This is a genomic window from Baia soyae (assembly GCF_004341445.1).
Lineage (GTDB): Bacteria > Bacillota > Bacilli > Thermoactinomycetales > Thermoactinomycetaceae > Baia > Baia soyae.
In genome coordinates this window covers 40584-54181 of the sequence record NZ_SLXV01000018.1, presented here as the reverse complement: position 1 = coordinate 54181, position 13598 = coordinate 40584, and the positions used below count along the sequence as shown (strand labels likewise).

Here is a 13598-nt window from a genome sequence, read left to right as displayed (position 1 = left end):
GGGACACCTCTCTATGGTTTAGTGGGCACTTTACCATTTCGAAGAAAGGTGTCTTTCTCCTTTTTATCCCATTTTTTGGTTAATCAACACACCTGTACTAAAATATTATTTAATACAATAATTATTCTAACTTTTTATTAAACTATTGTCAATATAATTTTTAAACTTTTTTATTAAATTATTGAATATCATGCACCGTAAATAATAACATTAAGTAAATACAACTTTTTTTTGTAAATGAAATAAATATTAAAAAATATACTAGGTTGGTTTGCTTAAAAAAGCTCCATCAAGGAGCCTTTTGTGTTAGAGAGGTTATTTTCAGATAGTCCTTAGTTATATCAATACAACTGACATAGTACAGTGAACGCCTTCTCAAGGGCTGACTTTGGAAGGCGTTCACCATCCTAAAGAGTTTCCGTACAGGTAAATAACATGATTTATCGAATCAATATGTAGGGAGGTTTCTACCATGAAAACGAAGCGTTTCCCCTATCTTTGGCTTATTATCCTCATATTGATTGGGATAAGTATAAGCAATTTTACGATGCAAGTCACATCAGATAAGCCGGTAGTAACACCTCAAATTTCGAAATCATCAGAAGTTGAGACGGGTGTTTTGTCAGGGTACAAGAACTTACACAATGTAGTGAAAATCTATATCCCATCTACCATCCTTGTAGACAAGGCCGCCAATAATGCTAGACATGTGGATCAGGCGTTAGAGAAGTTTTCCAAGCTATTCGGCGGAGCAACGGCAATGGAAGGGATAGGTGCTTGGGTGGCGGATGATAAGAAATTGGTCAAGGAAAAGGTTACGATTGTCTATAGCTATGGTGAGAAGCTAGATAAGAAGGCTCTAGATGAAGTAGTCGGTTATGCAAGACAAGTCAAGCAAGAGATGAAACAATCGTCTGTTGCGTTAGAAGTGAACGGAAAGATGTATTTTATTGAGTGAGTGAAACGGCCTTCCATTAGGTTCATTCCAAGTGGAGGGTTCATTTGTTATTTGGATTTATCGATATGTTTGATTAATTTAATAGGAGCGACGACGAATAGGAGAGCGATTACAAATGGAAATAGATATGGGATGATAGACGGAAATGAAAAGTGAGTTTCACAGCTTAAAGCGAGCGTATAAATACAGATGGACGCGATCGTGATGATATAAACATCTCGAACATACTTCTGATCGTGATGATATTTTTTTAAATACTTGATCGTCCATAGACCACAAATGATGATCCAGACCCATTTAAGGATCATGTATAGATTGAAAAAATCCTTATCTACAGCAAATTCAATAAAGAATCGACTTATCATCGCACCCCATAGAAAAAACACGGGTGCAAAACGAGAGAATTCATCCCAGTTTGGATACATAGTTTCCTCCTGTTAGCACAATGATTACAAATAGATTCATATAAGAATCATTTCTCTTAGTCTCCACATATTGTATGAATGAAAACTATATGGGAGGCCTTCTTCTATGGATATAAAAGAAACGAACAATGTGGAACTTTCCCCGCCTTGGGTCACATATTTTAATGAAATTAAGTACTCAGTAGGGGCTGATCCTGATGTAACAGTGGGGCCCCTTCTTCCTATTGGAGATGTTTATCTTATCATTGTCACAGTATCAGAAAATGAAAAAGCTAAAGCCATTGCTACACTCCTCAATCCTACGCAAACCTTCGGAAATGTCGAAGTCTTGGTTGTAGTGATCAATGAAGGAGAGCTGATTACTCCCTTACCTTGTCCTTTAAACGCTTTCTTAATCGCAAGCCTCGTTCAAACTGCATTAACGGGTAATGAATTCTTTCAAAAAGTTGTTGTACAACCTCAACTACCAAACCAACCGAACGCTGTCTACCCTGTTTTCAAGCCAGAAGTCATTCAGTTTTTCAATGATGATATATCAAATCTATGCAATACTTTTACTGGGGTTGCTGCAAGTGTATTTCAAGATGTTTTAAGAAATGAAATATGCGAAGTTCCTATTTTGTTTTCTACTAGTTGCGATTGAGTCAGAGGGTTCATCTTGTTTGAAATTAGATTTTGTTTGCAGTCTAAAAAAAGCTCCTAAAACGGGGCTTTTTCTGTGTTATGAGGATTGTTTATGGATCGTTCTTGCTAGTTATATTGAGTACAACTACCCATATTATTATTTTGTCACATAATAGTTGATGATCCTTACATTTTATTAAGATTATTGAAAGGTAAATCTATACTTTCTCATAATCCAGACTGCTAAACTAGTCCATAACTAGTTAATAGAGTGTCAAAAGGAATAGATCTATTAAGGTAGAACATCTATCAAAAGTTTACAGTGGAAAGGAGCACATAGATGGTTAAGTAAATTATCATGGAAGATGATTTTCCACGAAAAATATTGACATGTTATCGCTGTTAGGAGGAAATGTACATTGAACTTTCGGCAGTTTGCGTTTAATAATGTCAAACGAAATATTCGGGCTTATTCTGCCTATTTTCTAAGTAGTTCGTTTGCAGTAATGATCTTTTTTACCTATGCCATGTTTATCTTTCATCCTGATATGACGAAAACCCAAATGGGTAGACGAACTCAGATTGGAATGGGAGCAGCCGAGTATGTAGTTTTTATCTTCTCTTTTCTGTTTGTACTCTACTCGATCAGCGCTTTTTTAAAAGCAAGAAAAAAGGAGTTTGGTCTTTTAACCATTCTGGGATCGGAAGGAAGACAACTAAAACGTCTGATCTTTCTAGAGAATATGATCATCGGTTCCCTATCAATCATCGCGGGAATCGCATGTGGAATGGTCTTGTCTAAGGCTTTTCTCTACTTTGGTGCGGGAGTTGTAGGGGTTAAAGAACTACCGATCTACTTACCGTGGAAGGCGATGGGACTGACTACTGTTGCCTTTTTGACCCTTTTTCTCGTTATCTCTGCGCTTACTCTATTCTTTGTCCGACAAAATCGGGTGATAGAGTTATTACAAGGAGGCATGAAGCCCAAGCCAGAACCGAAGGTTTCCATCTGGCTATGTTTATTATCAGTGGGTTGCTTTATCAGTGCCTTTTATCTAATGAAACAACCATTATCGCAGTCTAATATGATGTATATTCTAGCACTCGGGCTTATCGCTACTTACTTTTTCTTTACACAGATCAGTGTGTGGACCATTCGCCTATGTAAAAGAAATCGTTCTTTTTCTTGGCGAGGAACGAACCTCCTCTGGGTTTCGGAGATTGGCTATAAGATAAAGGATAATGCGCGGATCTTTTTTATGATCACGGTTGTCACGGCAATGTCTTGTACTGTCATCGGAATTGTTCTTTCAATGGATCAAATGAATAAGAGAGCGTTTAGTGAAAATCCTTTTGCACTTACTTATACGGTAATGAACGAGAAGGGGGAGAATTGGAAAAAAGAGATTGATAAGATTGATCAAGAGTTGAAGTCTGCCAATGTAAAATTTGAAAAGATTCAACAGGCATCTATTGGTTCTCAATTCCGTGAGGCTCAGGATCGGTACCTACCGATAATGAAACAATCAGAGTATCAGCATCGGGTAGATAAGCTTAATGGGAAAAAGATTCCTACACTAAAAACCGGAGAGGCATTGGCTATTTCCCATCCTTCTATAAACAAGTTAAATGCGAAGCAGCTTACTCTACATGATGGGGGAGAAGTACTTCAAGTGGTCGGCCAGTTCGTGGAAAAATCGATTCAGGGTGGATCTCTCGTAGTCGTTTCGGATGAAACATATACTCAGTTGAAGGCTTCTAGGAAAGAGAAAGAAGATGTAGAGATCTCCTATTTGATTCCAGACTGGTCTAATAAAGAGTTACCTAATTCTAATTCGACAGAGGTGAAAATTGGAAAAAAATTAATCGATTTACATGATCAAGCGACAACATCAGGAGAAGAAAATGGTTTCCTCAGCTCTCGTGCAGATTCTTATTTAATGGTCAAGCAAAGTAATAGTATGTTAGTCTTTATCGGCATATTTCTCGCAGCGATTTTCTCCCTTTCTAGCGCTAGTTTCTTGTACTTTAAACTTTTTACTGATTTAAACCAAGATCAGCACATCATCCATGGACTTTCTAAGGTCGGTTTAAGTAGTAAAGAGATGAAGCGATCAGCGACTATCCAAATTGCTGCTCTCTTCTTTATTCCCATGTTTGTTGCAGCACTAGAGGCCATTATAGGTCTAGAAGCATTGAAAGGAACATTTGCTGATCTAGGAAATACCTTTCTCCCTACTATGACTGGGATCGGTGCCTTTTTCTTTATGCAGTTCATCTATTTCTTTATCGTTCGTGCTCATTATTTGAGTCAATTAAAGCGAGTAATGGTATAAAAAGGGTTGTACTACAAAAAAATGATGATCTTCTGATTAATCACTTCTGAACTTTGGATCAAAAAATAACCTAGCACATAAAGCCTAGGTTATTTTTTTTGCAGAAATAACAGCGGATCTCGCGCATCGGAGGAAGGGTTTAGACCGATGTGTACCTCAAAGTGAAGATGGGGGCCGGTTGAGCGGCCGATTTTTCGGATTAGGCCGATATACTGGCCTTTGGTTACTTTCGTGCCGACACGGACGCTTCCGTAGGGGATGGTATGACCGTACCAAGAGATAAGCCCGTTGGAGTGCTTGATGCCTAGATAATGGCCAAAGCCGCCGGGATTATCTTTATCGATATAGATAACGCCGTCCCCTGCTGCACGAACTAAGGTGTTTTCGGCACAAGCGAGATCAAGCCCACGATGAAAGTGTCCGGGTCTGCGCTCATTCCATCTACCTGTAATCGGGCAGTTCGGAGCTAGTGGCCAGGCGAGCGTGCCTCCGGTGTACTTCACATTTCCATCAATCGTAACTCTACCTGTGAAGAGATTGGCCTGAGAGGCTACTTCATTTACATAATCCCAACCACCGTCACCGGTAAATTTAGAATCTAGTTTATAAATTCCACAGATAACGTTGTCTCCGTAGGTACTAACGGTTTCTTCTCCTAATTTTTGGGTCGCATCCTTTTTACAGATCCCTTTTTGTGAATCGGCTTCTTCTTGTAACGTCTGAGCTAAGTCGAAAATGTAATCTTTAACAGGTGCAAGGTTGGTTTCTCCGGCAAATTTGCTCATTCGCTGAGGAACTTTTTTTACGTAATTTTGCGTTTCTTGGAACGGAGGAACCCCGTCGTAGCGCTTTACATTGCCAGCTCCAGCATTATAAGCCGCTAATGTATACTTTATATTTCCATTGAAATTATTTAGGTGGTTCACTAAAAGCTCTACGCCGCGATCGATATTATTGACCGGGATTTTACAATCTTGAATGGTCCATTTACGGGCTTGGCAGTTAGATGGCATAAGTTGCATTAAGCCAACTGCTCCGGCAGAAGAGACGACATTTGGATTAAAGTTACTTTCTTGCTCCATCACAGCGGCAACTAAAGCAGGCGTAACTTGATATTTTCGATCTTTGTTCCAACGGTAGAGGGAGGACTCGATATACTCTTTGTATTTTACATTTGGAACGGTTCCACTCACTTTCGAAGCATGGGAAGTGTATTGAGGGCTTTTGGCATGAATTGCGGCTAGGATTTCCCACGGTATGTTGTATTTGGCGGCGGCTTCTTCGTAATAGTCGCGAAACATAGACATGGTGGTAGTTGTTCCGTCTTCTGGTAAGGCCTCTGGCTTATTTATAAATGGGACCACCATAAAGATCGTAAAGGTGATGAGTAGGAGGATCAAAAGGGTAGGGAGCGCACCCATCCCCATTAAAAGGACTAAAAGGGGATCTCGGTCTTTTCTATTGTTTGGGTTAGTCGGCAGCATTGGCACTTTCTAACCACCTTACCTTCCATGTATCGCCGCTTGGCTTTAGTAGGATTGAGATAAATTGAGGCTCTGTTACGGCTTTGTTATCAGGGCCAGTAAAGGTGATATTGGCAGTTAGCTCTAGGCGAATATCTTGTGTATCTTCGACTGTTTTTGACTCTATTTTAAAATCTCGAAATTCCATTTTTTTCGTGTCTGCAAATGGCTCTTTATATTGAGCTTGTAACATTTCGTAGAGCGAGGGGTCTAAGCGGTTTTTTACCCTTTCTACATGTGCGGTTGGCTTCGATGCGTTGTATTGATAGAGATCTTTTAGAAACGAAGTGAGAAATGAGTCTATTTGTGCTCCCCGTTTTTGTTGGTTGTCTAGGATTTGTTTGGCTTCGGGATCTTGCTGATCCTTTTTCTTCGTCTCTTCTGTATCTTGGGGAGGAGTGGTAGGAATAAGAGTAGGAGGTTTTTTCTCAGATGCTGATTGGGCTGCTGGCTTCTCTGTTTCAAAGGGGATTCTACTAATAAAGGTAAAAATGAGGATGACCGTAAAGGCAATCAATAACCAAAATTGAAGTTTACTTAGCTTCATCTATATGCTCCTTAAAATGATAATTTTCTGTATAGTTAGAGTATATATAAAAAATGTCGAAAAGGAAATAATTTGTAAAATGATGCCGGTGAATTTCCAACATTTATCCCAATTATTGGAATTCCGCCTGTAGATGTATTTGCAAATATTGTAAAAGGTAAAAACGGGTTGCCTATCACATCGTAGGCAACCCGTTACATTCAATTTGTATCCGTAAGATCTTGCACTTGCTGTTGAATTAAATCTAACAATTGTTTCTTTGTTTCCCAAAGGGTGTCAGAGAGGTTTACGGTATACTCTTCTGGATTTAGGATACGGAGGTACTCTTCCCAAAACTGATCCATCTGCTGTTGATGGAATTGACGGATCTCATCCAGTTTTGGTAGCGAATATACGAGGTTCCCCCCTTGGAAAATGGGTACATGGAGGGGCTCTATTCGATAATTCCGGATTGTTTTCTTCTTAAATGAGTGAACAGGGTGAATTAACAGGAGTGGTTCGGCTGGATTTAGCTCCTCGTTTACTTCCATGATGTAGTCTGCCTGCGCTTTATTTGTTTTTGTATCAATGATTCGAACGATCTTTTTTCGGCCAGGAGTGGATACTTTGATCGGATTGGATGAAATTTTCAGTGTAGGGGTCCACTTATTATCTTCCAATCGCGAGACCATCTTATACACACAACCGAGAGATGGTTGGTCGTGGGCGGTAATAAGCTTGGTGCCCACGCCCCAACTGTCAATTCGGGCACCTTGGGCCTTCAGGTTTAGGATCGTTTGCTCATCTAGGTCGTTAGAAGCCACTATCTTCGTATTCGTTAATCCGGCTTCATCCAGCATGATGCGAGCTTGTTTGGAAAGATACGCTAAGTCTCCGCTATCCAATCGAATTCCTTTTAAGGTATACCCCTTCTCTCTTAACTCGAGTCCGACTTGAATCGCATGAGGAACGCCACTTTTCAGTGTGTCATACGTATCGACTAACAGGACAGCTTGGTCGGGAAACGCATCCGCATAGGCGCGAAACGCTTCCAATTCACTAGAGAAATCTTGTACCCAAGCATGAGCGTGTGTTCCGCTGGTGGGAATCCCAAATGTTTTTCCGGCGAGTACATTGGAGGTGGCGTTAAAGCCAGAGATATAAGCTGCGCGCGCTCCCCAGACGGCGGCATCTGCCTCTTGCGCACGACGAGTCCCAAATTCCATCAACGTACCTTGTTCTCCGATGATATGGCGAATCCGGGCTGCCTTGGTGGCAATTAGCGTTTGAAAGCCTGTAAAGTTGAGTAAGGCTGTTTCGATGAGATGAAGCTCATTCACATTTCCTTCTAAGCGCATGATGGGTTCATTAGGGAAGATAAGGGAGCCTTCACGAAATGCATATACGTCTCCTGTAAAGCGAAATTGGCGGAGATATTCTAAAAATGGGGCATCATAAGATGGAGATAAAGTTTGTATGTAAGAAAGGTCTTCTTCGGTGAATCGGACATTTTGCAAATAGGTAATCGCCCGCTCTAATCCGGCAAAAACGGCATATCCATTACCAAAGGGAAGGGTACGGAAATAAAGGTCAAATGCACGTCTTTTGGTATGGTTTCCTCGTTTCCAATGGGCAAACATCATCGTAATTTGGTACTGATCTGTGTGCAAGGCAGAAGCAAAATTGAGTTTCATGTTGTTTGAGCTCCTCTATATGGCTGTATTTACTATGCTACAATAAGAACATACATAGATAGAAGTGGGGCGTAATAATAGAATGAATCAAGTCCGAATAGGGGTTTGTGGTTGGGGAGACCATGTTCTTACTACGCAAGCATCAAAGACAAAAGATAAATTAGTGGAGTATACAAGTCATTTTCCTATTGTGGAGTTAGATAGTACGTTTCACGCGATAGCGGCTGTAGACCGTGTAGAGAAATGGGTTGAGCAGACGCCAGAGACGTTTCGCTTTTTAGTAAAGCCGTATCGAGAGCTTACGGGTCACGGACGACCCAGTCATTTCCCCGAGAGATCGTGGGAAGAGATTGTGAAGGCAGTCAAAGAATCGTTTGAGCCTATGCGGTTAACAGGGAAATGTGAATTGATGCTTTTTCAATTTCCTCCTTGGTATGATTGTTCACAAAAACATGTTCGATACATACGAAAAGTAAAAGAAGCATTTTCAGAATATCGTTTAGCTATCGAGTTTCGCAACCAAAGCTGGTTTAGTGAGTCGATGTGTGATCAAACGTTACGGTTCTTAACAGATGAGAAGTTAGTTCACGTTGTATGTGATGAACCACAGGCTGGAATTCACTCGATTCCGATCGTGGCGGCATCTACACATCCTACATATAGTGTAGTGAGATTCCATGGACGGAATAAAGCTGGCTGGGATCAGCCTGGCAATCCGAATTGGCGTGATATTCGCTATGCCTACGACTACTCAGATGAAGAAATTTCGGAGTGGGCTCCCAGAATACAAAGCTTAGCAACAAGTAGTAGAGAAGTATATGTATTATTTAATAATAACTCACAAGGGCACGCTGTCAAAAGTGCAAGGAAGATGATGAAACAGCTAGGTATTTCCTATGAAGGACTTGCGCCGAGGCAGTTAAGCTTACTGGACTGGATGGAGTAATCACATGGATGACATATTGATATGGGGATCACTATTATTAGTTGGTTATGTAGCAGGTACCATTGGAAGTATTGTCGGGCTTGGCGGAGGGATTATTATTGTTCCTGCTCTGCTGTATTTAGCTCATTTTTTTCCACCTTTTCGTATGGTTAGTCCTCCGATGGCTGTGGGGACCTCCTTATTTTTAATTGTTATTACCTCTCTCTCTTCGACTCTGAGTTTTCATAAACAAAAACGAATTGATTTTACAAGCGGATGGCTCTTTTTTCTGGGATGTGGCCCGGGTGCGATGATCGGTGCTTATTTATCACGTTATCTACAATCCAATTTCTTTCTCATTGGTTTCGGCCTCTTTATGTTGGTTATCTCTTTTGTTCTCGTGATAAAAGACCGAATTGGATGGATGAGATATACAGGGTCTCAGGTTAGAACCCATACGGATCCAGATGGCTATACATGGACGTATGGATACAATCGGTGGCTTGTGTTAGGGATGTCGTTTCCCATCGGGATCCTTTCTGGGCTTTTAGGGATTGGCGGCGGGGCACTGATGGTTCCCATCATGCTCATCGTGTTTCGATTCCCGCCCCATGTGGCTACCGCTACCTCGATGTTTGCGATTTTTTTATCGTCTATTCTGGGGAGTGGTATTCAGGCTTTTCAAGCACATATTCATTGGATGGCGGTCTTGTTATTAGCCCCCGGCTCTTGGCTGGGAGGGAAGACAGGAGCTTGGATTTCCTCTCGTTTGGAGAGTAAACATCTGCTACGAGTTTTTGAAGCGTTACTAGTAGTCATTGCGATTAAGATGATCTATGACGGATTTACCTTGTGAGGAGGACCCTTATATGAGGCATGTAATTCGTCTTTACCATACAAATGATCTACATAGCCATATGGAGGAAATGGAGAAAATTCATAGCTTTGTGGTGCGAAAGCGAGAGGAAGCGAAGCAGAGAGATGAGTCGTTTCTTCTCGTTGATTTGGGGGATCATGCGGACCGGTTTCGGATGGAGACGGAAGGAACGATGGGGGTAGTCAATCGTAGGATCCTCGATTATACGGACTACGATATCGTGACGTTAGGAAATAATGAATTATTAACGATTTCGGATGTAGATCTGGCTAAGATGTATCATCAGTCTTCTTTTTCGGTGGTAAGTAGTAACGTTCGTCAAAAGGAAGACCAACAGCTTCCTGATTGGCTTAAGGCTTGGGAGATTCGAGAAGTAAGAGGAGTGCGTATTGCTTTTTTAGGAGCTACGATCCCATATCCATTGGTTTATGATTTGTTGGGTTGGGATGTAGGTGATCCAATGGACTGTTTAGCAAGGGATGTGGCGTTGTTACGTTCACAAGTAGATGTTATCGTGGTTCTCTCCCATTTGGGGATTTTTTGGGATCGTAAGATTGCGACGATGATTCCGGATGTGGATATCATCATCGGAGCGCATACACATCATCTGTTGGAGGAGCCAGAGCGGATAGGGACTACGATGATTGTAGCGGCGGGGAAATTTGGGGAGTATGTCGGGGAAGTGCAAATGATCGTGGATCTAAGTAGCAACGCTACCCCTTGCTTCGATGCTTGTGTCCATATGACGAAACTAGAAGATTCTTCTGCTGAGATGGCTCACTTTATCCACGGTTTACGGATGGAGGCTAAGCGTGATATGACGAGGCCGATTGCGCAATTAAAGGAAACGCTCCCCATCTCGTGGAATAAAGAATCCACGTTTGCTAATTTGCTCGCCGATGAGCTTCGGGCATGGACGGGTGCTCCTATTTCTCTGGTGAATAGCGGAGTGTTATTAGGACCTCTTGTTGCGGGGACGGTTACGTGGGAAAAATTACATGAACTTTGTCCCCATCCGATTAATCCGGTATTAGTTGAGATTTCAGGAAGGGCGATTCGAGAGGCACTAGAGCAATCCCTACAGCCATCTTTTCAAAATAAAAAAATCCGAGGCTATGGGTTTCGTGGGAAGATACTGGGTTCTTTAGCGGTATCGGGATTGCAGGTGGTAACCGCTCGTACGACTAGCGGGGAGCTTGGTGTACAAGCTATCTATGTAGGCAATGAACGGTTAGAGGATGAGGATCGATATCAATTAGCCACGATCGATATGTTTACTTTTGGCTCTGGATATGTCACTTTAAAAGAGAGTGATTTGCTGAGGTACTATGTGCCCGAGTTTTTACGGGATCTCTTGAAGGATGCGGTTCAAGATTCCTCCAAAATTGAGAAAGCAAAAGAAAAACGTTGGTTTTCGAATGCTTCTCATGAAACAGATTGTGGTACACTCACATGATACGAACCAATAGATGTTTTTGATAGATGAAAAGGAGGACTCCTCTTGAGTTTCGTAAATGATATTTATGAACTTTATCGTGATCAGCTTTGTGATGATGAAGATGATGTGATTACCATCGTCCTAAATCTGTTAGAAGACCAATCACGTGAAAATATGATTCAACTGATTCAAAATATGGGTGACGAAGAAGTAAATCAGATGATGGGGATTTATCTGGTGGAGATGTTAAAAATGAAGATGGTACAAGATGGGAAAATTTCTCCGTATAAGCCAGTACCCGCCATTCCAACACGTATTCATTAACTTTTATAGGGAACTTATGTTCATCAGCACTCTTTGGGCGGGATCGACATATAATAGGATATAGATCCGTAAATGGGGTGTTTGATTTGATTCAAATGAAGCCAATCTATATTGGTGAATCAGTCGCGATGGGCATAGAAGTGAAATTACCCAAAACAACCCTTCTCGTCATTACCACAGATAAAGGATACATCATGTGCGGCGCGTTGGATGTAGGTTTATTAAATGAACGGTTAAGTGATCGTCAAATTATCGCAGCTCGGGCAGTGGGTGTAAAGACATTAGACGAATTGCTGACTGCACCTCTTGAGTCTGTGACTCACACAGCTGAGGATTTCGGAATCACAGCTGGTATGGTGGGAGAAGAAGCACTTCTACGAATGATGTAGTAAGCATATAGAAAAGAGCTTTTTTGAGCGGCGAGTGTCGTTCAAAAAAGCTCTTTTCTGTTTTGTTTCGTGGGGGATTACTGTAACAACTTTTTTAGTTCTAGGGATTCTTTATGAGGGAGTAGACCGTATTTTGTATCGAATGTGATTTCTGCTTCCCAGTTCTCGTTAAACCAGATGAAATATTTCTTCTCAAGGGGTACGTCTTCTTTCTTGTTTTTCGAGAACCAGAGTTGAAAATTCTCTGGCTTGGTCCTTGCAGGAGTGGAGGTCTTCCAGTCAATCATGCCGATATATTGGTTGATGCGATCGATTTTTTCTTTATCTGAGATCTCTTTTTTCTCGTTTAGTGTATTGTTGGCTTGTCTCTCTTGATAGATAACACGTTCATTTGTACTGTTGCAACCCACGATGATACCGATGATAGATATCATGAGGAGTAGAAGGAGCAATCTTTTCTTCAAAACAATCCCGCCTCTATATATGATTGATAGTATAATTTCCCACAAGTTTCGTTCATATACAGGAGCGGTTTGCACCTCGTTTGCAATTTGGTTGCAAATTCACTTTTTCCCCATAATAAGCTCGATAAAGCTTTGTTATGTAATCTTGAAAACCCTTGAAAACAAAGGAAAAAGCACCCTCAACATGAGAGTGCTTTTTCTTATAGTCCGAATTAACGAACGTTCAAACGATGAACGTTAGCGGATTGTGGACCACGGTCTCCCTCAACGATGTCGAACTCAACTGGCTCGCCTTCTTCGAGAGTTTTGAAACCTTCGGTTTGGATTGCGCTATAGTGTACGAATACATCGCCACCGTCTTCGCGCTCAAGGAAACCATAACCTTTATCAGCGTTAAACCATTTTACTTTACCCTTCATGCTTGGGGCCTCCTTCTTCATTAAAAAGCGGACAAACAGTCAAGCGTTTAAACCTATTGATGAACCTATTGTTTCAACGTACAAGAGGCCACACAAGGTGAAACTTGATTCCCAACCACTTTTTAACGTAATACACGTATCCTACCATACAACGTGAAAAATAACAACAAAAGCAGAAAAAGAAAATGCGATTTAAAACAAATGCTGATACGGCTGTAGATCGATCTGTTTTTTTTGTAAGGTTTGTTTTAGCCATTTGTGATCTCTTTTGGGAGTGGCTAGGATGTACCCACGGATGATGTATTCTTCTTTTAATTCCTCAGCTTTCTCAGCCAAGGCGATCTCACCTATTTTGCCAGCGATTTTTTGTTTGGCTATATCACGGAATAATTCCGGAACGGGTGCAACTAGATCCCGAAGGAGGGCTTTTTTTTCGTCTGTCCAGAGATGTAGTGTTTCGTTGATATAGTGTTCCTGCCAATCGAGCTCAGAACGACCATCTTGCTTGGGTAATCGTTTTAGAAATTTACGGAACATAAAAAAGCCGCCAATACACATAACTCCAAAAAGTGCTACCCAAAACAAGGTGTAGCCCCATTGGAGCCATAGGGATTCTACCACGGTTCTCACCTCTATTAAATTAAATAACTTCTTACTTGTTTTACGTTTAGTCTAC

Annotated in this window: 15 protein-coding genes; 8 read left to right on the top strand and 7 right to left on the bottom strand. The window is 41.2% G+C overall.

Annotation, left to right across the window (positions count from 1 at the left end; genetic code table 11):
- The first annotated feature begins 472 nt into the window (after window positions 1-472).
- Window positions 473-958, top strand: coding sequence for a DUF3574 domain-containing protein (locus EDD57_RS14790; RefSeq protein WP_243649484.1), 486 nt, complete (start codon window positions 473-475; stop codon window positions 956-958).
- Between the two features lie 47 nt (window positions 959-1005).
- On the opposite strand, the gene EDD57_RS07585 is transcribed toward EDD57_RS14790, so the two are convergent.
- The gene (locus tag EDD57_RS07585) at window positions 1006-1383 is read right to left on the bottom strand and encodes a hypothetical protein (RefSeq protein WP_131848854.1); all 378 of its coding nucleotides are present in this window, start codon (window positions 1381-1383) and stop codon (window positions 1006-1008) included.
- Window positions 1384-1489: 106 nt separating this feature from the next.
- Here EDD57_RS07585 and EDD57_RS07580 point away from each other — a divergent pair, with 106 nt between their 5' ends.
- Window positions 1490-2026 carry a hypothetical protein gene (locus EDD57_RS07580; RefSeq protein ID WP_131848853.1) on the top strand — a complete coding sequence of 179 codons (537 nt, stop codon included), beginning with the start codon at window positions 1490-1492 and terminating at the stop codon, window positions 2024-2026.
- Window positions 2027-2426: 400 nt separating this feature from the next.
- Complete coding sequence (locus tag EDD57_RS07575) at window positions 2427-4343, top strand: FtsX-like permease family protein (protein ID WP_131848852.1); 1917 nt, start codon at window positions 2427-2429, stop codon at window positions 4341-4343.
- An 89-nt stretch (window positions 4344-4432) separates the two neighbouring features.
- Here EDD57_RS07575 and EDD57_RS07570 read toward each other — a convergent pair whose 3' ends face one another.
- The 3 genes from EDD57_RS07570 to EDD57_RS07560 form a co-directional block, all read right to left on the bottom strand.
- Complete coding sequence (locus tag EDD57_RS07570; RefSeq protein WP_243649487.1) at window positions 4433-5827, bottom strand: transglycosylase SLT domain-containing protein; 1395 nt, start codon at window positions 5825-5827, stop codon at window positions 4433-4435.
- Window positions 5814-6413, bottom strand: coding sequence for a hypothetical protein (locus EDD57_RS07565; RefSeq protein WP_131848850.1), 600 nt, complete (start codon window positions 6411-6413; stop codon window positions 5814-5816). Before EDD57_RS07565 ends, EDD57_RS07570 begins: the two co-directional genes overlap by 14 nt.
- A 200-nt stretch (window positions 6414-6613) precedes the next feature.
- Window positions 6614-8086 (bottom strand): nicotinate phosphoribosyltransferase, encoded by a 1473-nt coding sequence (locus tag EDD57_RS07560; RefSeq protein ID WP_131848849.1) that lies wholly within the window; start codon window positions 8084-8086, stop codon window positions 6614-6616.
- A gap of 82 nt (window positions 8087-8168) precedes the next feature.
- Between EDD57_RS07560 and EDD57_RS07555 the strand changes: the two genes are divergently transcribed.
- From EDD57_RS07555 to EDD57_RS07535, 5 genes are all read left to right on the top strand, one after another.
- Window positions 8169-9032 carry a DUF72 domain-containing protein gene (locus tag EDD57_RS07555; RefSeq protein ID WP_131848848.1) on the top strand — a complete coding sequence of 288 codons (864 nt, stop codon included), beginning with the start codon at window positions 8169-8171 and terminating at the stop codon, window positions 9030-9032.
- Window positions 9033-9036: 4 nt separating this feature from the next.
- A complete protein-coding gene (locus EDD57_RS07550; RefSeq protein ID WP_131848847.1) occupies window positions 9037-9867 on the top strand; it encodes a sulfite exporter TauE/SafE family protein in 831 nt (276 codons plus the stop codon).
- 13 nt (window positions 9868-9880) lie between these two features.
- The gene (locus EDD57_RS07545; protein ID WP_165873708.1) at window positions 9881-11344 is read left to right on the top strand and encodes a bifunctional metallophosphatase/5'-nucleotidase; all 1464 of its coding nucleotides are present in this window, start codon (window positions 9881-9883) and stop codon (window positions 11342-11344) included.
- Between the two features lie 45 nt (window positions 11345-11389).
- Window positions 11390-11650 (top strand): DUF6154 family protein, encoded by a 261-nt coding sequence (locus tag EDD57_RS07540; RefSeq protein WP_131848845.1) that lies wholly within the window; start codon window positions 11390-11392, stop codon window positions 11648-11650.
- A 95-nt stretch (window positions 11651-11745) separates the two neighbouring features.
- A complete protein-coding gene (locus EDD57_RS07535; RefSeq protein ID WP_424205581.1) occupies window positions 11746-12039 on the top strand; it encodes a YunC family protein in 294 nt (97 codons plus the stop codon).
- 77 nt (window positions 12040-12116) lie between these two features.
- On the opposite strand, the gene EDD57_RS07530 is transcribed toward EDD57_RS07535, so the two are convergent.
- The 3 genes from EDD57_RS07530 to EDD57_RS07520 form a co-directional block, all read right to left on the bottom strand.
- A complete protein-coding gene (locus tag EDD57_RS07530; protein ID WP_131848843.1) occupies window positions 12117-12503 on the bottom strand; it encodes a hypothetical protein in 387 nt (128 codons plus the stop codon).
- Between the two features lie 212 nt (window positions 12504-12715).
- Window positions 12716-12922, bottom strand: a complete 207-nt coding sequence (locus EDD57_RS07525; RefSeq protein WP_072333201.1) for a cold shock domain-containing protein — start codon at window positions 12920-12922, stop codon at window positions 12716-12718.
- A 192-nt stretch (window positions 12923-13114) separates the two neighbouring features.
- Window positions 13115-13543, bottom strand: coding sequence for a DUF2621 family protein (locus tag EDD57_RS07520; protein WP_131848842.1), 429 nt, complete (start codon window positions 13541-13543; stop codon window positions 13115-13117).
- Window positions 13544-13598 lie beyond the last annotated feature (55 nt).

Coding starts and splice junctions, on each gene's coding strand:
- EDD57_RS14790 (WP_243649484.1), top strand. CDS start 473: ATGAAAACGAAGCGTTTCCCCTATCTTTGGCTTATTATCCTCATATTG.
- EDD57_RS07585 (WP_131848854.1), bottom strand. CDS start 1,383: ATGTATCCAAACTGGGATGAATTCTCTCGTTTTGCACCCGTGTTTTTT.
- EDD57_RS07580 (WP_131848853.1), top strand. CDS start 1,490: ATGGATATAAAAGAAACGAACAATGTGGAACTTTCCCCGCCTTGGGTC.
- EDD57_RS07570 (WP_243649487.1), bottom strand. CDS start 5,827: ATGCTGCCGACTAACCCAAACAATAGAAAAGACCGAGATCCCCTTTTA.
- EDD57_RS07565 (WP_131848850.1), bottom strand. CDS start 6,413: ATGAAGCTAAGTAAACTTCAATTTTGGTTATTGATTGCCTTTACGGTC.
- EDD57_RS07560 (WP_131848849.1), bottom strand. CDS start 8,086: ATGAAACTCAATTTTGCTTCTGCCTTGCACACAGATCAGTACCAAATT.
- EDD57_RS07555 (WP_131848848.1), top strand. CDS start 8,169: ATGAATCAAGTCCGAATAGGGGTTTGTGGTTGGGGAGACCATGTTCTT.
- EDD57_RS07550 (WP_131848847.1), top strand. CDS start 9,037: ATGGATGACATATTGATATGGGGATCACTATTATTAGTTGGTTATGTA.
- EDD57_RS07545 (WP_165873708.1), top strand. CDS start 9,881: ATGAGGCATGTAATTCGTCTTTACCATACAAATGATCTACATAGCCAT.
- EDD57_RS07535 (WP_424205581.1), top strand. CDS start 11,746: ATGAAGCCAATCTATATTGGTGAATCAGTCGCGATGGGCATAGAAGTG.
- EDD57_RS07525 (WP_072333201.1), bottom strand. CDS start 12,922: ATGAAGGGTAAAGTAAAATGGTTTAACGCTGATAAAGGTTATGGTTTC.